Raw genomic sequence first — 23950 nt, 5'->3', positions numbered from 1 at the left:
ACGTTTTCAACGAAGTCGTGGAGCCAAATGTTTTATAAGGCGTTCGGCGCCCAGAACATTTGGATGGTTTGTGTCAAAATAGAGGGGCAAGCCGTTCTGCGTTGCTTCGCAATACTGAGCGTCACATAAAGCCTCCGCAGCATCGATAAGCGTCACTCTCGGGATAGTCCGAAGCCTATCAAAATAACCGGATGCCCGTGTATTTCGCGCATCATATGTCGCGCGGGGGATTCTGACTTCGGCTTCGTCTGGTTTTCTGTGAAGCGCCTTTCTGGGAACGTCCCATCCAATCTCAGGGATACTGGTCAACACGAAGATGTTCAGTCCCAAATCGCTCAAGGCACGAGCATATTCGATCATCTGGGTTTCGACCGCGTGCGATCGATGTTCGAACGCGCGCACCGTGTTCTTATGGTCGATGTGATCGTAGATCACTTCTGGGGTACCGCCCAGTTCTACACCGCCCAGACCATTGTCGAACCTGGTTGAGTTCAGGTATAGCGAAAATCTTGCGTTTATGAAGACGTTCTCAATCCTGCGGGACTTCAAAATGTCCAGCGCAGTTTTGTATTTCTCGTGGCACCGCATCCCATAATTCAGATCGTGACGCCAAAGATCCAGCGCCGGCGGACAGCCATTGACTGTGTGCACAATTGCGGCTTCCCCCTTAGCACGGAACAGGTCATCTAGCGCGTCCAGAAGCGCGTTGACATGACTGTCGCCGAGTACGATCCAATTCGGTGCGACAGCTTCCAAACCGAGCCGATCATGCTTCAAAGCCCTCTCTTCGCCCACTTCGATAATCGCCAATTGGTCAGTCGAAAATCTCGCTTTGGGAAATCCTTCCTGAACAACGCCGATGCCCCCGAGCAGTGCGACCAGAGCCAACGCTGATCCAGACAGCGCGATAACCGTGCGTCGTGATAGGAAAGATCGCTGCCTAAAAGGACGCTCCACGAAGCGCCAAGTAAGAAAGCCAAGGCCGAAGGAAAACGCGCCAAGGCTTAACAGCAGTCTGGGATCAGGGAGGTTTTCGCCTGAGATTCGAGCAAAAGCGTAAAGCGGTTGGTGCCAAAGATATGTGCTGTAGCTGATCAATCCGATAGCGACGAGCGGTTTGGTTGCCAACAGACGGCCCGTGAATGTCTCCTGCCCACCGTAGAATATTATCAGGACAACGCCAATCACCGGAAGCAACGTAATGACGCCGGGCCAAGCTTGGTTCTTGTCAGAGATAATCAATGACAACGCAACGAAAACCAGACCAAGAAACGCAAGTCCGTTATGGTCTTTTCGATCAGACCTCGCTGTAGCGCAGGCTACCATCGCACCGGCAAAAAGTTCCCACATTCTCGATGGCAGGAGATAGAAATTGGCAGCAGCATCGACTTCAGCTATCCACAGACACCAAACGATACTTGCAGCGCTGAGAGCTGCGATGATCCAAAAAACTGGGCGCAATCCGAAGCGCCACGTGGCCATCAGCATCAGTGGGAAGAAAATATAGAACTGCTCCTCAACTGCGAGGCTCCACGTATGCAAGAGAGGGAGTTCTTCTGCGGCTGAGGAAAAATATCCGATGTCCGACCAAAAGTAGAAATTGGACGCGAAAAGAGCGACCGAGATGAGACTTTCTGAGAAATCTTTGAACTGGTTGGGAAGCAGCCAGATCCACGCCATCGGGATGCAGAAGAGTGAAACGAAAACGAGAGCCGGTAGTATCCGGCGGGCGCGCCGCTCATAAAACTCGGTCAGTCGAAAATCACCGGTTTCAAGATCCTTCAGTATCAGCGAAGTGATCAAATATCCGCTTATGACAAAGAATATATCTACACCGACAAATCCTGCCGAAAATGCTTCGATTCCTGTATGAAACAGCACAACGGGTACAACCGCAATCGCGCGCAAACCATCGATTTCCGCTCTGTACTTCACTCAGGCACCCGTTTTCCTAACGATTCATTACCGAATAGCTCATGCTATACAGAACCAATTCGAAGCACGTTTTTTCTCATCGCTTCAGAAAGCATAAATAAATAAATCAGTTCCGGTGGCGATACCGCCTCCCGAGAATTGACGCAAGATGAAGCGCCAATGTCATCGCCTGATGACCGTTCAAGCTCGACCAGCCTCTAAGATGTGAAGCCTGCGTCAGCTGGTTGCCCCACACGCTTGTTCGATCACGTCATCCAAGCCATAAGGCTCGCGATTGCGGCATCGAAACTACGTGAGGTCTGAAAAAATGATGCGGTTCCTTTCAAGGCATCAGACGTCAGAGACACAGATGTTCTCGGGCGCCTTGAACCAGACGGCGTGTAAAAACCTGTTCAATCCATCGTTTGCGCAACGCGAGGGTGGATTTGACATAGCGTTCCGAGCGCTGCCTGCTAACGGCGAGAAACCATTCCACGCCTTCTTTCAACGTATTGACACAAGCGGACAACTGGACGGGGATCTGGTTGATCTTTCCACTAGGTTTCAAACCGAACTCGGGTATCCGGTTGCCGACCCCAAGATATGCACGCTGGACAATGAGACATGGTTGACCTTCAACACAGGTCATTTTCAGCGACCCAACAATATTTACCTCGTTAGGTTATCACCCGAACCGTCGCAACTTTACCGAGTGGATTATTTTGAACGGAGGAATATCGAAAAGAACTGGGCATTTTTTCTGCGCGACGGTGTGCTCCATGCGCTCTATGATCTAGACCCACTTACAGTTCTGCGGGAAAGTAATCGCCGCGATGGAGTGATCTCTTTTGAACGACTTCAGGCGCGAAACCTTTCAGGCGAAGGTCCTGATCCGAAGGCCTCCAAGACACCGAAATTGACCATCGGAACACAACTCGCCGGTATTGGCTCGTCACCCGATAGCTACGTTCTCGTTGCGCATCGACGTTTTTACTGGCGTGGGAAGCGGATCTATCTTGGTAAGCCTGTACGCTTCGACGCCGGTCGAGATGGTTTCAGTGTTCGTTTCAGCCCGGATGTTTGGGCCCACAGCCTGTCTGCACTCGCCGGATCAAAACCCAAACACAATCCCAATCTTCTAAGTTGTACGTACTTTTCAGGGATCATGGTTTCCAACGACCACGCGACCCTCGGGTATGGCGTGAATGATGTGGGGCATTCCATTGCCCAGATACCGCTCTCTCGCTGGCCAAAGGCTCACTCTTCTGCAATCTAACCTTCAGATCTAGCAGGCGATTGCGACTTACACCTTTAAGCTGTAGGTCATCTCAAGCGGTAAAGTCGTACAATGTATGAAAGGGCTCAAGGTCTAAGATGACAGATGTTCGCACCTTTTATTGGCATGATCGTGTAAAGGGCCGCCGCAAGCTCTTTTGGGACAAATACGTAAAGAAGCGCAAGTCAGCTTGGAAAGACTTTGCTATCGGCAATGCTGGCGACATCTTCGCCCGAAACCTTGTCTCGTACTTCTACCCAGGAGCCAACCCGGTTAATGTGAAAGACGGTCCGCGCATTCTGTGCGTTGGTTCGATTGGTCACAAACTTCAGCCCGGTGACGTACTCTCGGGGATCGGTTGCAAAACAACAGAGCTTCCGTCTAAGCATGCGCCGGATGTCATGGTTCATGGACTACGCGGCCCCATTTCGTTTGATGCCTACAAGGCGGCAGGTTTTGACGTGTCGCGAGTGGCGTGGCTGGCGGATCCTGGGCTGCTGATTGCCAAAATGCTCAAACCGGCGAAAGCAAAACCCGGACGGGTCTCGTTCATTCCTCATTACAGGGAGCGCGAAGAAATCCGAAAGCTGATGCCCGCCGGAATGAAGATTATCGACATCGACGATGACCCACTTTCCGTTGGAAAGAGCATTCAAAAGTCAGAACTAATTTACACGTCGTCGCTGCACGGAGCAGTCTTTGCCCACGCGCTGGATCGGCCAGTCGTCTTGATAAAGCCGGCAACAGAAGAGCCGCTGTTGAAATACGAAGATTACTACTTGGCAGTGGGGCTGGGCAAACCAGTCATGCTGGACTCGATTATTGATGCTGATTTTGCGACCGCACCGAATTCACCGGCGTCGCTGACTCTGGATATCGACACTATTTCTTTCCCGGCTGAAGCGACCTTGCGGGAGAAAGGGATCCTTCTGTGAGCGAAATTCTGTCAGACCCGTCCCGCCTATGCATCTTATCCGGTCGCTTTCCGCCCAGCGAATTCCTCTCAAGTTGGAACCACCGCGCGTACGCGAAGAGGCACGGGTACACCCACATCAACTGTGATTGGCCAACAGGTGCTACTAATCCGTACATGACGAAATTCTTCTTCGTTCTGCACTACATAAAAATCTTCGACTATGTATTCTGGATCGACGACGATGCATTCTTCATCCAACAAGACCGTGATCTGACATCGCTTATTCCGGACGAAGGCAAACTTGTCACATTTTGTAGAAGCCCGACAAACAAAAAGATTTTCACCTATCTCAGCTCAGGTCAATTTCTTATCCGAGGCGGTGCCGCTGGTGCGGAATTTGCGAACGCAGTGATTGATACGTCTTTGGAGCGCGTTGAGGAATGGTGGCGTGAAGACTTGGGTATGTTTACGAAAGGCGATCAGGACGCAATTGTTTATCTGTTGCATGAAGATGCCCGTTTCAAAGACGCGGCTGCTTTGCACGACTATACAAGCTTCAACAGCCGCATTGCAGATTTAGAGAATCACAAAGAAGAGGTATTTCTTCTTCATTTCACCGGACCTCGCGAAAGAAAACGCTCCGACCACGAACTTGCTATGAACCAGCTTCAGACCGGACCATCGCTGCTGTCGCCTGATGTCGAAAGTGAGCTTCTTGGCGGCCGATCCCGATCATCTGTTCTTTCGTCTTTTCCGCGTGTCAGCGTGGGCAAGAGAAAGAGGAAACTGTCCCAGAAGATCCGCAGAGAACTCAGGAAAGTGTTTCGCAGTCGTTGACTCTGACGCTTTCGAAATTCACTTTGCCAGCCTGATGTATAACCCGCTGGCCATCAAAACCCGGGACGGGGATCAAGGTGTAAAGATGTCCGATATGAATTCGTTGAGTTCTCGCCTGGAAGCGCTGTTTCTTCCAAAGCGTCACCAAAAAAAAATAGCCCGGGAAAGAAAAAAAGCGGAACAAGCCGCTAGGACCGCACCTTCCCCCGTGCCGGAAACGGCACAATACACCACCAAGCTTCGGGGTCTGATCGGCGACAAGACTGTAAAGCTCCTGTACTGGCCAAGCTATACCAATCCTTATCAACGTTTGTTTTATGGCCATCCAAACGAATGGTTCGACCATTCCGCAGGGACAATCGACGCAGCTTTGGATCAGTTGAAGTCGAGCGAGAACGAGACGGTCGTGTTCCATGTCCATTGGCTCAATTTTCTAGAGCCTAGTGAAACCAGCCCAGACTATGGAACAAACTGTCAGCAGTTTATCAAGAAATGCGCGACGTTTCGCGATCTTGGAGGACTCCTGTTCTGGACAGTGCACAACCTGATGGAACACGATACGCCGGACGCCGCGATCGAGACTGACTTACGTCTGAAACTTCTGGAATTGTCTCACGCCGTGTTCGTGCACTCTGAAGCTGCCAAAGAAGCTATCGCTCTGCAGAGCATGTCCCCGACTGACAATATTCACACAATCGAGCATGGAAATTACATAGGCGTTTACCCCGATGCGGTTTCCCAAGATGTGGCGCGGGGAAAGCTCGGATTGAAAAACTCTACAACAGTTTTTCTCAATCTTGGCCTTATCAGACGCTATAAAGGTCTTGATGCGTTGGTAAGCCAGGTTGATCGCCTCGCAGAAGACGGGCGAGACTGCGTGCTTTTGCTTGCGGGTAGGAAGACAGTAGCGGACGCCGGGATGCTTGGTGAACTTTCTACCACTAGCACAAATCTGATATCGTACGACGGCTGGATTGCTGATTGGGAGATCCAGAACTACATGAACGCCTCCGACTTTATGGTTGTCCCATACAAGCAGGCGTTGACCTCTGGGTCTGCGATGCTTGCGCTCTCTTTTGCTTTGCCCGTCGTCGCACCAGCGCTCGGAAATCTGCCCGACCTGATTAAGGATGGTGTCAATGGATTTCTCTACGATCCGGATGACGCCAATGGTTTGGCGAAATCACTGAGGCGCGCGACCGACACCTCCAACCACGAGCTTGCAGAAATGCGGTATAATGCCCTCGTGTCGGCGCAGAACTTCAGCTGGCTCTCTGCCCGTTCCGTACTTCTCCGGAAGATTTCCAGTCTGAGCTGACAGGATTTCAACACACACCGACGAAGAGCAATCATCAATAAATCGAGTGAGCACTAGAATACAGCCTAGGCAACAAACTCTGGGCCATTGTCAGAACGAATGAACGACGGCACACCGCGCAGGATAAACAGGTCGCTCAAGGCATCGATGACATTGCCTGAGTTCAGCTTGCGATCCACCCGAATGGACAGGCATTCTCGGCTGTGCTCGTCGATGATGTTTAATGTCCGGAATGCCCTTCCGTCATCGGTCCGGCAATGCACGAAGTCATAAGACCAGACATGGTTGCGATACTCAGGCCGTAGCCGGACACATGACCCATCGTTCAGCCAAAGCCGCCCTTTCTTCGGTTTCTTCATCGGCACTTTCAGCCCCTCTCTTCGCCACAGTCTTTCGACCCGCTTGTCGTTGACATGCCAGCCAGCATCTCTCAGCAGCGCGGCGTTCCGAGACATTCAGCCCAGCACGAACACGATCAATGCAGGTACGGCGACGAGCGGGGCTTAGAAGTTTCCCTTTGCTGCTTCCGCCAAGATCAACTTGTCCAAGGTTAGATCGGACACGGCCCTGCCCAGTCGTTCGTTTTCTTGTTGCATGCGCTTCAGTTCCTTCAATTGGTCCGTGCCCATTCCACCGTATTTCTTCTTCCAGCGGTAGAACGTCTGTTCAGTGACACCAATCTGCCGGATCGCATCCAAACGCGGCATCCCTTGCCCCGTCAGAACCACAACCTGCCGTAATTTCGTGACAATCTCTTCGGGCTTCGGTCGCTTGTCTGTCATGTGTATCCTCCGGTTGCCTAAACATAGCGGAGGACCACTTCAGAGGGGGAGGATCATGGGCTTTCAGGTGAAATCATCGTCGCGGACAACGGCTCGACCGATGGAAGCCAAGAGATCGTCCGAGCAGGCGGCGCGCGGGTGGTTGATATTCCGGAGCGCGGATATGGGGCCGCACTGATTGGCGGCTTTCAAGCGGCACGCGGCAAATATCTGGTGATGGGCGACAGCGATTGTTCCTATGATTTCGTCGAGAGTGTTCCGATGGTGGCCGAGTTGGTGAACGGCGCGGATCTTTGTATGGGGTCGCGGTTTAAGGGCGAAATTCGGGACGGTGCGATGCCGTGGAAAAACCGCTACATCGGCAACCCGGCTCTGTCTGCCATCCTACGCTCCCTCGTCAAAACCAATGTAAACGATGCCCATTGCGGCCTGCGCGCGCTGACCCGCGATGCCTTTACACGGATGCAACTGACGTCGACAGGGATGGAGTTCGCGTCCGAGATGGTGCTGAAGGCAGCGATCATGAAGCTCGACATCGCTGAACTGCCGGTGACGCTTTCCCCCGATAAGCGCGGGCACGCGCCACATCTCAATCCATGGCGTGATGGGTTCCGGCATCTCTTTTTCATGCTGATGTTGTGCCCCGCGCCATTATTTTTCGCACCCGCCGCTGCACTTTTCCTGGCCGGACTTTCGGTTCTGACCGCGTTGATCCTAGGCGGCGGAATGGTGGAATTCGCAGGCTTCTCCATCGGCGATCACTGGGCCGTTGCGGCAAGCGCGTTCCTAATCCTCTCGGTGCAGATCGCCTGTTTGGGCTTGATTGCCTTCGCTCAGGCGTTCAGGGACGGGATCCGTTTGGCCGATGGTCTGTTGGGCGCGTTCTTAAAGAATTCGGCGCTTCACCATTGGCTGCTAAGCGGCACAGGGGTCGCGTTGCTTGGTTTGGTCTGGGCGGCTACAATTGCAGGTGGCTGGATTTCATCTGATTTCGGCTCGCTTGACGCGATACGTCCTCTGATTGCCGCCTTCACAGCAGTTGTTATGGGCGTACAAATCGTATTCACTGGCTTTCTGTTGTCGATCGTAACTGGGAACAGGTTGAACCATTCACCGGTCTGAACGGACGGGACATGTCTGCAGCACCTGACAAGTCGCAAGGCGCGAGCCCGAAGCCATGGCTTTCGGTGATCATGCCCATTTACAACGGTGCTGAGACACTTCCAGACACGCTTGCATCCCTCGAAGGTCAGACCGAGGGTCTGGAAATCTTGGCCATCAACCAAGGCTCAGCCGACAATAGCCGCTCACTGCTTGAGCGAGCGTCGCAGCGGTTTCCATTGCGCATCATCGACAACCCGCACAGCAGTGGCTGGACTGAAAATACGAATTTGGGTTTCGCCGAAGCGCAGGCGGATCTGGTCACGATGTTGCATCAGGACGATGTCTGGACTCCGGACCGAACAGCCATCTTAAAAGCTATGGCCGAGGCCGACGACAGCGTAGACCTGTGGTTGCACGCGGGATCGCTGATCGATCTCTCCGGCCGTCGATTGGGTCGTATGGCGCCACCCTTTGGGCGAAACACCCGGCGCGTGACTTCAGAAGAGGCACTTTCGACGCTGTTCGTCCAAAATACCGTCGCGCTACCTGCTGCGATGATGCGCAGGTCTGCGGTCATGGAAATGGGTCTCGATACATCATTGTGGTACACAGCGGACTGGGACCTATGGCTCCGTCTGGCGGACAAAGGGATATACTGGAACCCGACTGAGGCCGCATCATTTCGCATTCACGCCGGTTCGCTGACCGTGACAGGGGCGCGTGACAAAACCGATCTAAGAGCCCAGCTCGCAGCGCCCGGTCAAACACACGCATCACGCCTACCTCGGGACTCCCGCGCGCATGTTCAGCGACTTGCAAACGTCTCTATCGAAATAAACCTCGCTCTGGCAGCGGCACTGACGGGACAAAAAAACAAGCTGCTTCCTGCAATACTGAAAATGTTAAGCCTCGGATTAAATCTACCGGAGTTTCTGTCAAAGTCTCAGTTGCGCGCACGCCTGATGCCCCGCATGCGACTGGCTCTGCGGGGCCGGTTTACGCCAGCACCGATAAAGGCTTCAGTACCGGATACAATGAGATGAGCATGCAGACGGCCACGTGCCACACGGCAGCAAAGCCTGGGACGGCCTTGCGCGCCCTCTGGATTTACATCGCACTCAAGTTGGCAGTTCTAATTTTCTTCGCGGTCAACACACGCTTCGTCATGGACGAATTCTGGCATTTCACACAGCCGGTTTGGCTCTTTGCGGGGACATTCGAGACGATTTGGTCGGCCAAGGCGGTAGGATATGTACTATTTTTCGAGATTGCCCATGCAATAGGCTGGGATGCGACATCCATGCTAATCATTGGGCGGCTCACAATGGCCGCACTTGCGATCGCGCTTGTTTACATCACCTACCGAATGGCCCGCGCCTTAGGCCAAGACAGGCTGACCGCCCTTGTTGCTGTCGCGCTTTTACTAAGCATTTCCACCTTCATCGAGAGAGGCTTTCGACTACGGTCTGAACCGCTGGCCATACTTCTTGCGGCATGCGCAGTGCTGGCGGTGATGTCAGATCGTACGGACCGAACCCGAGCACTGCTGATCGCAGGACTCCTGAGCGGCTTCGCCTTTGTAACCACCCAAAAATCGGTCTACTTCAATGTCGCGCTCGGCGCAGGTCTCGTCACAGATGCCTTGTTGGCGCGCGACATCTTGAAAGGCATCAAACGCGGTGGGTTGCTTGTCATCGGATGGGCGTTGGCCTTGGCGATCTACTGCATAGGGTTTGGGGGCGCTCAAGCCGGCGATGTTCTACATGCCCTCGTTACAGGTCCCCTTGGCCTGGCGGTGAACGGCGGAAACTTCTACGAAGGCCTAAGCACTTTTGTGTTGCAGACGTTCACGCGAAATCTCGTTGGTTGGGGCTTGATGGCTGTAGGCCTGCTTTTGATCGCCGCACGTATATTCCGAATGGACGGTGCGCCCCGGGTTTATCTCGTTCACACGATCCTGCTGACACTCTTTGTCTTCTTTCACAACCAGACGTGGCCCTACGTTTTCACGATGGTTCTGCCCTTCCTTGCCCCCTATGGCGCGCATAGCTTGATGAAGATTATCAGCCGCGCGGGTGGCAGCCTCGTCATCCCTGCAGCGCTTGTTGCGGCAGTGGCGATCCCAAGCGCGGCCAAAAATATCCGCTACGTCGGCATGACAATCGCGACCAGTTAGCGACAGTTCAGACTGCAGAGGCCTTGCTGGCTTCGGGCGACACCTATTTCGATGGCATTGGAATGGTACCACCTCGCCGGATGGAGCCGCGGCTGTGGCTTGATGCGGAACGTGTCCGCCGAACTATGGCGGAAGGTGAGGATGGAGATTTGCCAACCGCGCTGCAAGGCGATGGGCGACCGGATTTGGTTATCGAAAGCTATCGGACTGATGCATTGAAGGATTTACTCCACGGGCCGCTGGCAAAGGGATACCGGCGGGAAACGCCTCATATTCTGATGCGAGACCCGAGAGGCGGCGCAAAGTTTGACCCCAATCGCCCTTACCTGTTCTCAGGGATTTACCGCTGATTTCGCGCAAAGACCGCTGAAACGCGCTCGTTGAACGCCAAGTATGGATAGACCAGCAAAAAGGAGGCCAACGACACGACACGAAGCGCCAATGCTGTTTCCGCAGCACCCGCAGCGTCGGCGCCGTTGAGAATGAGTACACTTGCCCATGTGAGTTCTGTTGCACCTAGCCCAGCCGGTAGAAATGGAAGGGACGACACCAGCAAGATCAACGGAAAGGCTTGAACCAGCGGCAACAGAGGGATCTGCGGCAAGATCATCTTCACAATGGCCAAATTGAGCCCAAGCAAAAGCAGATAGCGCAGAAGACTCAAGTTCATTAGGCGCGCCAGAATCGATCTGTTTTGAGCTGCCGCCAATGACAGGCCATCCGCGATAACTTTCGTAAATTTCCCTAAACGTGCTGGAAGAACAGTCCCCGCACGCACTAAAGCTTTAGTCAACGCTGCAAGTATCGGGCGAATGGCAATCGTCACGAGAACAATCAGCCCAAAGACGACAATTAGCGCCACCGGAAGAGCGCCACCCGCCGCAACCATGACCACACTTGCCGTTGCGACGATGCCCAGCGTCACAAGCTCTAGGGATTGTTCGAATAACGATGTGCCCGCGGCGGCGCGCGCACTGATACCAAAGCGGCGCGCAACCCAAGCCCTGACAATCGGCGTGCTGACCTGAATGGAGATGGTCTGCCCGATCAGCGCCCCGTTTGCTGTCGCCGCGACAGCAGCACCAAGCGGAATGGACTGCCCGCTTACCCGTGTCTCGGCCAGCACCATTTTCCATTTCAACGCAGCAAGACTGACGATACCCGCCTGCACGACGGCCATGTACAGATAGGCTATTGCGGGAAGGGGCGCCTCAGCGTTGGCGGAAAGCACGGCTGGTTCCAAAAGGATAGAGGAAAGAGAACTCCGCAGCATAAAAAGTGACGCTACCGCACCGATCAAACCGGATCCCAAGGCGATCCAAAGTGCTTGAAACGGAGCACAGGCCAGTGTCAGGGGTACGGAGGCGATCGTCCATCCAGCGAAAAACCCTAGCCAAAGCAACATCACGTCACTGGCTGTGCGCATTGCGGCAGGGGGCCTACCGCTCATAATCTCAGGGGCGATAAAGAGGTCGATCGGCGCGAATGCGGTGCTGGCTCGCGCACACTAGACGGCATCGACGGATGCCAAGGCAACATCGCAGAATCAGCTTTGCCCGCCTCAAGACAAGCGCTCTGTGGATTGGCTATTCTATTTAGTGCTGTGTTTGTAAGAATATGCGTGGTCATCACTTCGACTCATTCTCATTCGCTAATAGCCCCGGCGATTGCGGAGAGAGCGAGGCGATCACCGCTTGGCGCTGAACACGGCGGCGCGGCTCGGCGGATATATCGTAGCTGAAGAAGAACAGCAGCATCTGTAAGCCAGAGATCACTGGCAGCACGGACATCATCACAGTACCGGTCGTCGCCGGGACACCACTTCGGATCGATGCACCCCATTCAACGGCGCCAAAGATTACGCCAAACAGCAAAAGCAATCCGCCAAAGAACAGGTTGAGGGAAGCCAGCGAAAATCCACGCAAGAAATAGAGGTACACGATCCTCTTGAAGGTCGCGGCAAGATGTTTGCCCAGGAACTCGGTCACAACCGCGCGGATCTTAAGCCCGCTGACTTCGTCGGCATAAACCGCACGCATGGGAATATCGAGCACGACCGCGCGCAAGTCACCAAGCCGGATCAGCATGTCGCTTTCAAAGAAATAACGTTCGGACAGGCGGTCAAGCTCCAGCGCTGCGACGGCACGGGTATGAATAGCAGTGTAGCCATTTGTCGGATCAAAAATGCTCCAATATCCACTTGAAAGTTTGGCCATGAAGCTGAGCATCGCATTGCCCAGCAGCCGAACGCCCGGCATGCCTCGCACCGCGCGCGCAGAAAAAAAGCGGTTTCCCTTGGAGTAATCGGCATCCCCGGACAGGATAGGTTCCGTGAACAGCGGAATGAGATCGGGGTTCATCTGACCGTCGCCATCAGGCTTCACGACGATATCCATGCCGTCCGCCAAAGCCTGCCGGTACCCGGTTATCACCGCACCACCCACACCTTTGTTAACCTCGTGTCGGATCACAGTAACCCGCGCATCCTTGGTGTTCGCCTCGACTTAATCGCCTGAGTTGTCTGGGCATGCGTCATCCACCGCATAGATACGTTCGACCGAGGGGCCGATTTTCTCGATCAAGCCCATGACGTGGGCTGTCACCCTGTAGCAAGGAATTACCACGCTGATGCGCATTGAAAGTGCCTGCCTTTTTGCGACGAGTGTCCGCCGATCAATAGTAGATGTTTTCTATACGGGCCGCTTAGCTGCGCAAAGCTGACGCATAAGGGAAGCTTTGAAGCGTTGCAGGAAATCCCTTTTACAAATACCAGCCATGCGACGGCATTTGTTAGGCAATGGCACGTCGTAATTGGGGAAAGTCATACCTCGAACGTCACATTGGGCACATTATCGTTGTAGTTGGAAAAATCGGCGCGGTCACGTATGCACCGAGGCGAAGATTTTATGTTCATCGCATATTTGCCAGCAGTCCCGGCGAAGGTGTCCGGCACGCGCGCATTCCAAGCCGGTAGAGCCATCCCGTCATGCGCACAAGTGGGGGCCAACGACGGCATATCGCATGGACTGCTAGTCGCCGTCCGCCACTCCGCTGGCCTTACGTTTCGCAACACGTGAGCGGTAGCTGGGCAGCACGATCAATATTGCCGCGATCACCAAAAGACCCAAAGTCATCGGGCGTTCCCAGATAAAACTGATGCCGTCATAAAGTTGCATCGAGCGGGCGAAGTTATCTTCCAACATGCCGCCCAGAATAAAACCGATCAGCAGAGGGGCCAGCGGATAATCTGCGAATTTAAGAGCGGTGGCGCAGATCCCAAAGCCCACAAGCAGCAGCAATTCCGTCGCATTGTTCTGGCCGATATAGGCGCCCATCAGCGTAAAAAACAGAATGAAGGGGATCAGGTAGTTTCGCGGAATGGACAGAACCTTGGCAATGTACGGGATCAGCGGCAGATTAAGAACCAACAATACAAGATTGCCGATGAACATTGACATGATCACAGCCCAGAAGATCTGCGGATCATCCAGCATCAAGCGCGGGCCAGGCGTGACGTTCAGCGCGATGAGCGCGCCCAGCAGGATTGCTGTTGTGCCGGAACCCGGGATGCCCAGCGTCAGAAGTGGCACGAACGACCCTGTGCAAGCGGCATTGTTTGCGGTTTCAGGCGCGGCCAAACCCTTGATGGAGCCTTTGCCAAACTCCTCCTGCTCTGCTTTTGTCGCGATGTTGCGTTCAACCGCATAGCCAAGAAAGCTTGCAATCGTAGCGCCCGCGCCGGGCAAAACCCCGATGAAAAATCCCTGCAAAGACTGTCGGCCTATCACTGGGGCAATGGCCTTCGCCTCGGCACGCGTTATACGCAAGTCTTTGATCTCGCCGTCGCCCTCGCCTTCGATCTTGCGCGGCTTCAGGACTAGAAACAAAGCCTCGGGCAGCGCGAACATGGCCATCGCCAAAGTAATAAAGCCAAAGCCCGTCTGCAGATCCATGATCCCCATGGTGAAGCGTGGCAGGTTGAACAGCGCGCCTTCTCCAACGGTTGCCATGATCAGGCCCAAGACGGTCATCAGCAATGCTTTGGCCACCTGCCCCGTTCCAGCAAATGCTGCGATGGCAGAAAGCCCCACGACCATAAGCGCGAAGTATTCGGCGGAATGGAACAGGAGCGCCACGGACGACAAGGCAGGCGCAAACACCATCAAAAGGATCGCACCGATGGTGCCGCCTGCGAAGCTGGCAATGGCCGCAATGGTCAGCGCCTTCCCGGCTTTCCCTTGCCGGGCCATAGGATAGCCATCAAAACTACTGGCAACAGTCCCCGCCACACCAGGTGCATTCAGCAAGATGGAAGATGTAGAGCCGCCGAAGATGGCACCATAATAGACGCCGGCCAGCAGGATCAGCGCGGCGGACGGATCCCCTATGGAAATTGCCACCGGGATCATAATTGCAATGATCGACATCGGGCCAAGACCCGGCAGCATACCAATAAATGTCCCGATCAAACATCCGCCGACCACCATCAGAAGATTCTGGACAGAAAGAGCCGTCTGAAGGCCGATCAGAAGTCCTTCAAGCATATTAGCCTCCGAAAAAGCCCGGCAGCGGGCGCATGTAGATGCCAAGAACTTGTTGGACGAGATACCAGACGATCAGCGTCGCAACCAATGCGATGGGCACCATCATCAGCCATTTACGCTCGCCCAATATGTAAGAGCCCACGATCAAAAACGCGGTCGTTGAGAAGAGAAACCCCAGCGGGCGGAGGCACAGCGCGTAGGCCACCATCAGAGCCAGAAGTGTCAGCGCCTGACCGATGTGGTAGTCACCAAGGCGACGATAATCGATTTCGCCCTCTTTCGCTTCGCCCTTCTCCAAACCGAGAAGGATGATGAGCGCGGTGATAATCCCCAGAACGGACAGAACTTTCGGGAAAGTGCTTGGCCAGATCGGATTTCGCCTCATGAAAGGCGCAAGGCTGCTATCCATCGTAAACCACGCGGCATAGCCATACGCTAAACAGATCCCGAGCAAGATCAGCGCGATCCAGCGATCAAGTGCCATGTTCCCCTCCCCCGAACGAAGAGGCAGAGCAGTTGCCCGCTCTGCCAGATGGATTTTACAGGAAACCCAGCTTTTTCATGAGATCGCCGATGACCTGTTCCTGCGCTTCGAGAAACGCTTCGAACTCTTCGCCTGAGTTGTGGATGTTTACCCAACCGTTACGGGCGCGCACCTCTTCCCATTCGGGCGTTTCGTACATCTTGTCGATAGCGTCCTGATACATGGCCAGCTTGTCTTCCGGCAAACCGGGCGCTCCGAAGAACCCACGCCAATTGACGAAGGTTGTGTCGATGCCTTGCTCTTTCATGGTCATCGCGTCGGGTGCCGCGTCGACACGTTCCTCTGAGGTTACGCCGATGATTTTAACTTCGCCCGCATTCGCCAGATCAACAGCTTCGGAAAACCCGGTCGACAGGGCGGCAATCTCGCCAGACAGCAACGCTGCCATAGCTTTACCGCCAGCGTCATATGGAATGTACTTTACATTGAGCGCGTCCTTGCCCGCAGCTTCCATTGCCATTGCCGCAACAAGGTGATCCATACCGCCCGGCACGGAGCCGCCACCGATGGCCGTGGCCGATGGATCCGCGTCATAGGCCGCCAACAGGTCCGCCATATTATTGATCGGGCTGTCCTTACCCACCACGATCGCTGCGTAATCACCGATTGTACCTGCCACCAGCGTCAGGTCGCGGAAACTCTGCGGGAATACCCCGGTCAGCGAGCGGATCACGATGGGGGTCGAGTTGACCATGAGCGTGCCGTGGTTGCTTTCGGCGTTCTCGATCAGATAACCGATGGCTTTACCGCCGCCGCCGCCGGACATGTTCTCATAAGATGCGCTGCCGACCAGACCTGCTTCTGTGAGCGCTTCACCTGTACCGCGGGCGGTGCCGTCCCAACCGCCACCAGCGCCGCCGGGGATCAGGAAGTGGATGCTGTCCAGAACCTTGTGGCCATCAGCCGATACAGGGCTGGCAAACCCAAGCGCTGCAACGGCAGCAGCAATCAGGGCGCGACGGCCCAGTTTCAATGTCGTCATTTTTTCCTCCCATTTGACAACCGACCGCATGGCGGCTCAGTTGAGAGCAACAAAACACGATAACCTGACACCGACCTGTCACAGACCCAGAATGGCTGGCGCCCTTCATGAAATTCCTTCTTGTCGAAGATAACCAAGAACTCGCGAATGCCATTTTGTCACGCATGTGTCTGGATGGGCATGTCATTGATCATGCAGCGAATTTGCAAGACGCCACCGCGTTTGTTGAAACCGGCGAATACGATCTGATCCTGCTCGACATTATGCTGCCCGACGGCGACGGACGGTCGTTTCTAAAGCAGCACCGTGCCAGCGATCTGGACACGCCGGTGATCGTTCTGACGGCTCGCAGCCAAGTATCAGATCGAATCGGTTCCCTCGATCTGGGGGCGGATGACTACGTCACAAAACCGTTCGATCATGCCGAGCTTGAAGCCCGTTGCCGGGCCGTCCTGCGCCGGAAGGCGGGTAAGGCCACATCAACCGTCGAGATCGGCGGAATTGTATTCGATCCCGTTGCCGGGCATCTGGCCGTCAAGGGCGAAGTGGTCAATTTGCGCAACCGGGAGCTTCGCCTTTTGGAGCTTCTGATCAACGCGACCGGCAAGATATTTTCGAAACAAAAGCTGGCGGACAGACTGTTTTCCTTCGACGATGACGCCTCTGAAAACGCTATCGAAGTCTACATCGCACGCCTGCGGAAGCACCTTGAGGGCTCCGAGCTGAAAATCACGACCTTGCGCGGGCTGGGGTATCGGTTGGATCATGACAGCTAGCCTGATCGCGTCTGGATCGCTCAGAAACCGTCTGGTGCTGACGCTGATCGGTGGAGCCGCAATCCTGACGCTTTTGCTGTTCTTTGCGATCCGAAACTACGCGATCCAGATTGCTCAACAGGGGCAAGACAATATCCTTGGCGCTTCGGCGACATCGATCCTCGATGCTGCGTCCATCCGGGATGGGACACTTGAGATCGACATCCCCTACGCCTCCTTCTCCATGCTCAGCACTCCGTCGGACGACCGGGTTTTTTACGCGATCTACCAAGATGGCAATTTTCTGTCAGGGTACGCTGGACTGTCCAACCCGTCCGTTAACCCGGGGAGACGAAGCAGCTTCGAAACGACCCAGTTTCAAGGCGAAACTGTTCGTGTGGCGACAGCGGCACGCACATTGATCGGGGCAGAGAACCGCACACAAATCCGGGTGTATCTGGCCCAAACCCAAGATGCACTTTCCGGAACGCTGGATAAGATCTCGCGCAATGCGGCTCTGTTTGGCGCCGGGTTCTTTGCGCTCGCGACGCTCCTTTCTTTTTGGGCCTCTTCTACAACCATCGGTCAACTCAAACGTCTGACAACCTCCGTCACACGACGGGGGCCGCAAGATCTGCGCCCGTTCGAAAAGCCTGTTCCGTCTGAGATGTTGGCGCTTGTGACATCGCTCAACTCACTCATGGGCCGATTGGACCAGTCGCTGAGACAGTCCGAAGATTTTATTGCAGAGGCCGCACATCGGGTACGTACACCGCTTGCCACGGTCCGGTCTTACGCAGAAGCGACCTTGCAACGGGTAGACAAACAGGAGAACCGGCAAGCCATGCGGTCGATGATACGGGCGATCGACGAAAGCTCCCGCGCCGCTGGGCAGCTTCTTGACCACGCCATGACTACGTTTCGGGCAGATCATCTTGAGCGCCAAGAGATCGACCTGGTCGAGTTGGTTGGAGAGCTTGTGGAGCGTTTGACGCCGATTGCCGACATGAAGGACGTCAGGCTCAATCTGCGCAGCGAAGGCAAAATCACCTGTTCCGGCGATCCGATCCTGATCCAGAACGCTGTGCGCAACTTGATCGACAATGCACTGAAATATGCGCCCGGCGAAAGTGCCGTCGACATTGCAATGATAATGAACCCGGACATTCAGATCAAAGTGTGTGACAGCGGCCCCGGATTTCCGCCGAACGAGATCGACATACTAGCGACCCGTTTCACCCGCGGCCAGAACGCAGCGGGCACCATCGGATCTGGTCTGGGTCTGACTATTGCGCAGGACGTCGCGATGGCCCACGGGGGTGATCTGTTGCTGTCAAACCGACCGGAGGGCGGCGCATGCGCTACATTATCGCTTTAATCGTCTGTATTTACCCTCTCTTGGGCTCGGCGCAGGAATGGGAGGATCAACAGCGCTTCAATGATGGGGTATCCGGACCACCACTTCGGATCATCGCAAGTACCGATACCGCGCTGTTCGCGCCCATTATCGAAAGCTTTATTTCCGAAAACCCGACTACCGCTATCGAATATCTTGTCACTGGGACAGCGGACATTGATCGCCGTTTCAGGGCGGACCCAAATGACTTTGATCTGGTCATTTCCAGCGCGATGGATCTGCAACTCAAACTGACCAATGACGGGCTGGCATTGCCGCTTGAAGATATCTTCGCGCCGGCTTGGGCTCAATGGCGACAAAGTCTGTTTGCCTTCACCTCAGAACCCGCCGCCATCGTCATCAATCGGGCCGCCTTTACGGGTCATGCCGTCCCGCAATCCCGCCAGGATCTGATCCAAGCGATGCGCGCGCGACCGGAGATATTTCGCAACCGGATTGGCACATACGACGTGCGTCAATCAGGTCTTGGCTATCTGTTTGCAACCCAAGATGCACGCGCCTCGGAAACATATTGGCGGCTGATGGAGGTTATGGGCAGTCTTGACGTGCGCCTCTACTGTTGTTCCGGCGATATGATCGATGACCTTGCAGACGGCACCATCGCTGTCGCTTATAATGTCCTCGGCAGCTACGCCGCCGCCCGGATCGAAAGCAAGGATACGCTCGAAATCATCCTTCCATCGGACTTCCCGACCACCATGATGCGCACGGCGATGGTCTCACGGGATGCACCGAACCCCGCTCTTGCAGAAATGTTCATCCGGCATCTTATTACCCGGCAGTCGAGACCGAATGAGGATAGTCTTTTACCGCCACTCAGCGGCCCTCTAAACAAGGCTGAACGCGCGACCATTGCGCTGGAACCGGCACTGATGACTTTTTTGGATGGACTCAAGCGGCGCAAATTCCTTGCCGAGTGGGAAGACGCGGTCATCCAAAAATAAGCGTCGATCGGCGAAATTCCTCCACCCACAAATCAGTGATCTGCCAAGGCCTGAGCGTCCCGGGACACGGGAGCGCTTCGCCCTATCTTTGAAGGGGAGGCGTTTCAGCGACGCGGCGGTGCCGTGCAGGGCGCCTGACCTCTTAAAAGCCGATAACCAGAAATTGCACCCAGCGCCAAAGGAGAAATTTGAACATGACACAATTCACGCTCAATGGTCGACCGGTGGAAGTCGACAGACCGACGGATGAACTTCTGCTGCTCGTTATCCGTGACGCGCTGGGTCTGAAGGGTACGAAGTATGGTTGCGGCGCGGCCATGTGCGGGGCCTGTACTGTTCATGTCGACGGCGCACCTGAGTTTTCATGCCAGCTGGCAGTTGGCGATATCGAAGGGGCAGAAGTCACCACGATCGAAGGTCTGTCCGAGGATGGAACCCACCCGCTGCAAAAGGCTTGGATTGATCAGCAGGTGCCACAGTGCGGCTACTGCCAATCCGGGCAAATCATGCGCGCCGCCGCCCTTCTGTCCGAAAACCCCGAGCCGTCTCGCACCGAGATTGCAAACTACATGAGCGCAAATCTCTGCCGGTGCGGCACCTACAATCGAATTTTCAAGGCGGTCGAGCAAGCCGCGCTGGAGGTGTGAGATGACCGCACAGATCCTAAGGCCCAACCTCTCACGCCGCACCCTCCTGAAAGGTGGCGCAGGTCTGGTATTTGTCCTTGGTGTAGGCGGACTGTCCGCTGTTGAAGTGAATGCGCAAGACGCAACGCTTGACGTAAACCAATGGCTGACGATCTCGCCGAATGGCGCCATCACGATTGTATTCCCCTCCACGGAGATGGGGCAGAGCAGCTACAGCACCCTTCCGCAGATGCTCGCAGAAGAGCTTGATGCGGACTGGAATGATGTGGTGATCGCGCAATTGAACGAAGATGATCGCGCCTTTGGGAATCCGATTTTCGGCGGAGTTCTCTACACCGCAGGAAGCACCGCCGTGCAAGGATACTACGATCCGATGCGCCGCGCCGGTGCCCAGGTGCGCGATGTTCTTTTGCAGATAGCAGCGCAACAGTTGGGCGTTGCCAAAGACAGCCTGCGCACCGAAACAAGCACCGTTATTGCAGAGGACGGCACCCGGCTGAGCTACGGCGCGCTGGCGGCGACAGGTCTGGATGGCGTGCAAATTCCCGATGCTGAAGCTGTGACACTGAAAGACCCGCAATCATTCCGCATCATCGGACAGGATATTCCGCGCCGCGACGTGCCTGCGAAAAGCACCGGCAAGGCCGAATACGCGATTGATGTTGAACTGGACAACATGGCTCACGCGGTTGTCTTGAGAACCCCGGTCGAGGGGGAAACCCCGACTGCGGTCGATGATGCCGAGGCCCGCACGGTCGAAGGCGTGATTGATATCGTGACCTTACCCGATGGCGTATCCGTTGTTGCCGAAACGCTCTGGGCCGCCCTTGGCGCACGTGATCTGTTGCAGGTCGAGTGGTCCACCACGTCGCCTGCGCGGAATTTTAACAGCGAAACGACGCTTGCATCCTACGCAGAGGCCGTGCGCGATCCTGAGGCCGATGTCGCGGTCTGGGCTGAAAAAGGCGATGCCACTTCAGCTATCAAGAATGCGGACAGCACGGTCAGCCACCTCTACCTTTCGGACTACGCCTACCACGCGCAGATCGAACCCATGGCTGCGGTCGCTTCTGTTGATCCTGACGGATTGGGGGTTGAGGTTTGGGCAGGCACACAGACGCAGTCTTGGACGACCCATACGATCATGGAGACATTGGGCACGACGCAGGATCGTATCCGTCTGCACATGATGACAATGGGCGGCAGCTTCGGGCGACGTACCGCCTTCGTTCAGGATTACGTGCGCGACGCCGTGCTGTCCTCAAGGGCGGTGGGACGCCCGGTCAAAGTCACCTGGACGCGTGAGGATGATGTTAAGAATGGCACGTTCCGCCCTGCCGCAGCCCAACAGCTGGAGGCCGGTCTGACCACCGATGGGCAACTGACGGGCTGGCATCACAAAGTGGCCACACCCACCGTAATCGGGTTTTTCAATCCCGGCCGGTGGGAGATTGTGAAACCCAACGACGTGATCTCGATGCGCGGGGCCGAGAGCAAGTTCTACGACATCGCAGATTTCCGCGCGGATCATATCATCACCGAGCGGCAAGCGCGGCTGGCCCCCTATCGAGGGATCGGTGCGGCCTATACCAGCTTTGCTGCTGAGGCCTTTATGGACGAACTTGCCGAAGCAGCGGGACGCGATCCATTAGAGTTCAGACTGGATCTCGTTCGCGACAACCAACGCGGGCAATACCTGCTGGAAAAGGTCGCAGATATGTCTGGCTGGCAAGATCGGGGCGACCGTGCCCTTGGGCTGTCCTTCGCGGGGTATAGCTCCTCGATGGCTGCCGGGGTCGCTGAGATTGAGGTCGATGACAGCAGCGGCGAGATCCTCGTGACGCATATCTGGGCGGCCGTCGATGCCGGTCGCATCGTTTCACCGGACAACGCTCACAATCAGATCGAGGGGGGCATCGTCTTTGGCCTTTCCAGCGCGCTGAGTGAGCGGATCGACATCGAGAAAGGTGAGGTCGTGCAGAGCAATTTTTACGATTACGAAATTGTCCGCGCCGATAGGGTGCCGCCAATTGACATTCATATCGCGTCCGTCGATGCACCTCCGACGGGTGTGGGCGAGGTCGGGACACCAATGGTGTCTTCGGCGATTGCCAACGCATTCTACGCGGCTAGGGGTCAGAGATTGAGGCATATGCCATTTACCCGCGACCGGGTCCGCAGTGTGCTGCAAAGCTAGAGGCCGCCCAACATGTCTCGCAAGGTCCGCGCTCTGAATTGAGAGTGCGGAATCTTCGGTTTTAATTAGCAGATATCCAGTTTCCCTTTAACTATCGACGTGTCGTTCAGATTTGTGTTGCGATGGATTGGACACCCGTTAAGCGCGTATGCAATAATCGGATCTTCTTCGCAATTTTCCATCTGCGCGATTATGCACATTGGAGTGAGATAGCCAGTCGGGACAGGTTTGTTCAACAGAACTCCCGACGGCATCATATAAAAAAGCTCTTGAGAACGGTGGTGTTGCGTTGGGCACGCGCTTGGTGATGATCGCTCTCCGGAGCGAAAGCCGCATAGTCGGGCTTGATGAACCCCGAACAGTTCCTTAGCTATCACAATGCTTAAGCTACTACTCAATAGCGGTTTATCTGAGACTCCACCGGGTCGGCATCCAACGCCCAGCTATTGAACCTCCGTTCAATTGGATAGTAATTCATTCGAGATGCTCATAGGCAAACAAAATTATCTGTATATTGAAAATAGGTACGGTTCACCTAGCTATCTTGTGTAGGATAAGTGTGGTTATCGGTAGCCAGGGAGATCTTGCGACAAATACAGCACGACCTCGATAGCATTATGAGATGCACCAGTATGTCAATCGCCTGCTATGAGTGTACAATCATGAAAAGACTAACCATGGGTATCGGCTATGTGACCCCGATACAGAAATTGTAAGCGGCTTAGATTCTACTGACGCGCCTCTAAAAATCGGAATTATCGCTGTCAGTTATGCTGGGTGTCCTGTTCCGCAAACGCGTCCCGTAAAACGTCGCCCACCATATTGATTGCCATCATGCATGCGACTATGGTGAGCTCAAGCCAAATTATTTCGAGCGGCGTCGAGCGCATGTGGATGCGCGCGTCCAGTAGTATGGTCCCCCATCTGGGCAACGGCGGCTGCACGCCAAAACCAAGAAAATCTAAGGCGGGAATGCCAAGAATTGCGCGGGCGAATATACCCGCCTAGAGGATTGTCAGAGATGGTAAGAGTGATGGTAGATAGTGCCGGCGGGCAATACTGATCGGTGACATGCCTGCCAAACACATCCGCGCGTTTGCAGTGACAGCCCGAATACCCCGCGCGTACCGCGTCCATCCGGTTATTGTCAGGCCGAAGATCAAACCTTCGGTTTCCGCCCCCAACATGCCTGCGATTACGACGGCGGTAACGAGATCGGGAAAGGCGAGGAAGGTGTCTGTTGTGCGCATGACGATCCAATCTACCAACCCGCCACTTCGAGCCGCTGCAAGGCCCGCGAGCGTACCAACGCACAGGCCGATAACGGAGATGAGAAATGCAAAGCCAAGCGACCACCGCGCGCCATGTAGAAGCCTTGATAGAATGTCGCGCCCTAAGGCGTCAGTTCCTAAAAGCCACCCGGCGCTCGGCGGACTGAGACGGCTTGGGATATCAATCGCTAGATTGATGACCACGAACAGAACTGCTTTTAAGAGGGGCTTTTGCATTAATCGATTTGTATGGCGAAATTCGGGCTTTCGAGGTTGAGCATGCCCCGTCGGCCCCCATTCAAGCATAACCGCTTCCCGCGCGAGGT

General features: G+C 55.0%; 19 protein-coding genes and 2 pseudogenes. 13 read left to right on the top strand and 8 right to left on the bottom strand.

Going from position 1 to position 23950, the window contains the following annotated elements; genetic code table 11:
• Positions 1-6 precede the first annotated feature (6 nt).
• Positions 7-1935, bottom strand: coding sequence for an acyltransferase family protein (locus KIN_RS16360; RefSeq protein ID WP_159809079.1), 1929 nt, complete (start codon positions 1933-1935; stop codon positions 7-9).
• Between the two features lie 607 nt (positions 1936-2542).
• Between KIN_RS16360 and KIN_RS16355 the strand changes: the two genes are divergently transcribed.
• The 4 genes from KIN_RS16355 to KIN_RS16340 all read left to right on the top strand — a co-directional run bounded on the left by KIN_RS16355 (position 2543) and on the right by KIN_RS16340 (position 6261).
• Positions 2543-3190 carry a hypothetical protein gene (locus tag KIN_RS16355; protein ID WP_159809077.1) on the top strand — a complete coding sequence of 216 codons (648 nt, stop codon included), beginning with the start codon at positions 2543-2545 and terminating at the stop codon, positions 3188-3190.
• 98 nt (positions 3191-3288) lie between these two features.
• Positions 3289-4125: a polysaccharide pyruvyl transferase family protein gene (locus KIN_RS16350; protein WP_159809075.1), complete on the top strand. Its 837-nt coding sequence runs from the start codon at positions 3289-3291 to the stop codon at positions 4123-4125.
• A 155-nt stretch (positions 4126-4280) separates the two neighbouring features.
• Positions 4281-4943, top strand: a complete 663-nt coding sequence (locus KIN_RS16345) for a hypothetical protein (protein ID WP_159809073.1) — start codon at positions 4281-4283, stop codon at positions 4941-4943.
• 34 nt (positions 4944-4977) lie between these two features.
• A complete protein-coding gene (locus tag KIN_RS16340) occupies positions 4978-6261 on the top strand; it encodes a glycosyltransferase family 4 protein (RefSeq protein WP_159809071.1) in 1284 nt (427 codons plus the stop codon).
• Positions 6262-6329: 68 nt separating this feature from the next.
• Here the strand turns inward: KIN_RS16340 and KIN_RS16335 are convergent.
• Positions 6330-7043: pseudogene (locus KIN_RS16335) on the bottom strand (DDE-type integrase/transposase/recombinase); the annotation flags it as partial.
• A gap of 72 nt (positions 7044-7115) precedes the next feature.
• Between KIN_RS16335 and KIN_RS16330 the strand changes: the two are divergent.
• From KIN_RS16330 to KIN_RS16315, 4 genes are all read left to right on the top strand, one after another.
• Positions 7116-8165, top strand: coding sequence for a glycosyltransferase family 2 protein (locus KIN_RS16330; protein WP_159809582.1), 1050 nt, complete (start codon positions 7116-7118; stop codon positions 8163-8165).
• An 11-nt stretch (positions 8166-8176) separates the two neighbouring features.
• Positions 8177-9190 carry a glycosyltransferase family 2 protein gene (locus KIN_RS16325; RefSeq protein WP_159809069.1) on the top strand — a complete coding sequence of 338 codons (1014 nt, stop codon included), beginning with the start codon at positions 8177-8179 and terminating at the stop codon, positions 9188-9190.
• Positions 9187-10323 (top strand): hypothetical protein, encoded by a 1137-nt coding sequence (locus KIN_RS16320; protein WP_159809067.1) that lies wholly within the window; start codon positions 9187-9189, stop codon positions 10321-10323. Before KIN_RS16325 ends, KIN_RS16320 begins: the two co-directional genes overlap by 4 nt.
• A gap of 62 nt (positions 10324-10385) precedes the next feature.
• Entirely contained in the window at positions 10386-10673 is a 288-nt protein-coding gene (locus KIN_RS16315) for a DUF7056 domain-containing protein (RefSeq protein ID WP_159809065.1), read from the top strand.
• Here KIN_RS16315 and KIN_RS16310 read toward each other — a convergent pair.
• The 5 genes and pseudogenes from KIN_RS16310 to KIN_RS16290 form a co-directional block, all read right to left on the bottom strand.
• Positions 10664-11749, bottom strand: coding sequence for a lysylphosphatidylglycerol synthase domain-containing protein (locus tag KIN_RS16310; protein ID WP_159809063.1), 1086 nt, complete (start codon positions 11747-11749; stop codon positions 10664-10666). The two genes, KIN_RS16315 and KIN_RS16310, sit on opposite strands and share 10 nt — an antisense overlap.
• 202 nt (positions 11750-11951) lie before the next feature.
• Positions 11952-12800: pseudogene (locus KIN_RS16305) on the bottom strand (glycosyltransferase family 2 protein); the annotation flags it as partial.
• Positions 12801-13352: 552 nt separating this feature from the next.
• A complete protein-coding gene (locus tag KIN_RS16300; RefSeq protein ID WP_159809061.1) occupies positions 13353-14867 on the bottom strand; it encodes a tripartite tricarboxylate transporter permease in 1515 nt (504 codons plus the stop codon).
• 1 nt (position 14868) lies between these two features.
• Positions 14869-15351, bottom strand: coding sequence for a tripartite tricarboxylate transporter TctB family protein (locus KIN_RS16295; protein WP_159809059.1), 483 nt, complete (start codon positions 15349-15351; stop codon positions 14869-14871).
• Between the two features lie 55 nt (positions 15352-15406).
• Positions 15407-16393, bottom strand: a complete 987-nt coding sequence (locus tag KIN_RS16290) for a tripartite tricarboxylate transporter substrate binding protein (protein ID WP_159809057.1) — start codon at positions 16391-16393, stop codon at positions 15407-15409.
• Between the two features lie 107 nt (positions 16394-16500).
• Here KIN_RS16290 and KIN_RS16285 point away from each other — a divergent pair, with 107 nt between their 5' ends.
• The 5 genes from KIN_RS16285 to KIN_RS16265 all read left to right on the top strand — a co-directional run bounded on the left by KIN_RS16285 (position 16501) and on the right by KIN_RS16265 (position 22353).
• On the top strand, positions 16501-17169 hold the full coding sequence (locus KIN_RS16285) for a response regulator transcription factor (RefSeq protein WP_159809055.1): 669 nt from the start codon (positions 16501-16503) through the stop codon (positions 17167-17169).
• The gene (locus tag KIN_RS16280) at positions 17159-18526 is read left to right on the top strand and encodes a sensor histidine kinase (RefSeq protein WP_159809054.1); all 1368 of its coding nucleotides are present in this window, start codon (positions 17159-17161) and stop codon (positions 18524-18526) included. The genes KIN_RS16285 and KIN_RS16280 overlap by 11 nt, the downstream gene beginning before the upstream one ends.
• Positions 18505-19509 carry an ABC transporter substrate-binding protein gene (locus KIN_RS16275; protein ID WP_159809052.1) on the top strand — a complete coding sequence of 335 codons (1005 nt, stop codon included), beginning with the start codon at positions 18505-18507 and terminating at the stop codon, positions 19507-19509. The genes KIN_RS16280 and KIN_RS16275 overlap by 22 nt, the downstream gene beginning before the upstream one ends.
• A gap of 194 nt (positions 19510-19703) precedes the next feature.
• A complete protein-coding gene (locus KIN_RS16270; protein WP_159809050.1) occupies positions 19704-20156 on the top strand; it encodes a (2Fe-2S)-binding protein in 453 nt (150 codons plus the stop codon).
• A gap of 1 nt (position 20157) precedes the next feature.
• Positions 20158-22353 carry a xanthine dehydrogenase family protein molybdopterin-binding subunit gene (locus KIN_RS16265; RefSeq protein ID WP_159809048.1) on the top strand — a complete coding sequence of 732 codons (2196 nt, stop codon included), beginning with the start codon at positions 20158-20160 and terminating at the stop codon, positions 22351-22353.
• A gap of 1004 nt (positions 22354-23357) precedes the next feature.
• Here KIN_RS16265 and KIN_RS16260 read toward each other — a convergent pair.
• Entirely contained in the window at positions 23358-23861 is a 504-nt protein-coding gene (locus KIN_RS16260) for an ABC transporter permease (protein ID WP_207710141.1), read from the bottom strand.
• Positions 23862-23950: the final 89 nt, after the last annotated feature.

The organism is Litoreibacter roseus (assembly GCF_009811795.1).
Taxonomy (GTDB): Bacteria; Pseudomonadota; Alphaproteobacteria; order Rhodobacterales; family Rhodobacteraceae; genus Litoreibacter; species Litoreibacter roseus.
This window is presented reverse-complemented; position numbering and strand designations above follow the sequence as displayed.

Bases quoted from the DNA above. Each gene is read 5' to 3' on its own strand.
- KIN_RS16275 (WP_159809052.1), top strand. From the start codon at position 18,505: ATGCGCTACATTATCGCTTTAATCGTCTGTATTTACCCTCTCTTGGGC.
- KIN_RS16265 (WP_159809048.1), top strand. From the start codon at position 20,158: ATGACCGCACAGATCCTAAGGCCCAACCTCTCACGCCGCACCCTCCTG.
- KIN_RS16350 (WP_159809075.1), top strand. From the start codon at position 3,289: ATGACAGATGTTCGCACCTTTTATTGGCATGATCGTGTAAAGGGCCGC.
- KIN_RS16340 (WP_159809071.1), top strand. From the start codon at position 4,978: ATGTATAACCCGCTGGCCATCAAAACCCGGGACGGGGATCAAGGTGTA.
- KIN_RS16260 (WP_207710141.1), bottom strand. From the start codon at position 23,861: ATGCAAAAGCCCCTCTTAAAAGCAGTTCTGTTCGTGGTCATCAATCTA.
- KIN_RS16320 (WP_159809067.1), top strand. From the start codon at position 9,187: ATGAGCATGCAGACGGCCACGTGCCACACGGCAGCAAAGCCTGGGACG.
- KIN_RS16345 (WP_159809073.1), top strand. From the start codon at position 4,281: ATGACGAAATTCTTCTTCGTTCTGCACTACATAAAAATCTTCGACTAT.
- KIN_RS16325 (WP_159809069.1), top strand. From the start codon at position 8,177: ATGTCTGCAGCACCTGACAAGTCGCAAGGCGCGAGCCCGAAGCCATGG.
- KIN_RS16300 (WP_159809061.1), bottom strand. From the start codon at position 14,867: ATGCTTGAAGGACTTCTGATCGGCCTTCAGACGGCTCTTTCTGTCCAG.
- KIN_RS16270 (WP_159809050.1), top strand. From the start codon at position 19,704: ATGACACAATTCACGCTCAATGGTCGACCGGTGGAAGTCGACAGACCG.
- KIN_RS16295 (WP_159809059.1), bottom strand. From the start codon at position 15,351: ATGGCACTTGATCGCTGGATCGCGCTGATCTTGCTCGGGATCTGTTTA.
- KIN_RS16315 (WP_159809065.1), top strand. From the start codon at position 10,386: ATGGTACCACCTCGCCGGATGGAGCCGCGGCTGTGGCTTGATGCGGAA.
- KIN_RS16280 (WP_159809054.1), top strand. From the start codon at position 17,159: ATGACAGCTAGCCTGATCGCGTCTGGATCGCTCAGAAACCGTCTGGTG.
- KIN_RS16310 (WP_159809063.1), bottom strand. From the start codon at position 11,749: ATGCGCACAGCCAGTGACGTGATGTTGCTTTGGCTAGGGTTTTTCGCT.
- KIN_RS16285 (WP_159809055.1), top strand. From the start codon at position 16,501: ATGAAATTCCTTCTTGTCGAAGATAACCAAGAACTCGCGAATGCCATT.
- KIN_RS16290 (WP_159809057.1), bottom strand. From the start codon at position 16,393: ATGACGACATTGAAACTGGGCCGTCGCGCCCTGATTGCTGCTGCCGTT.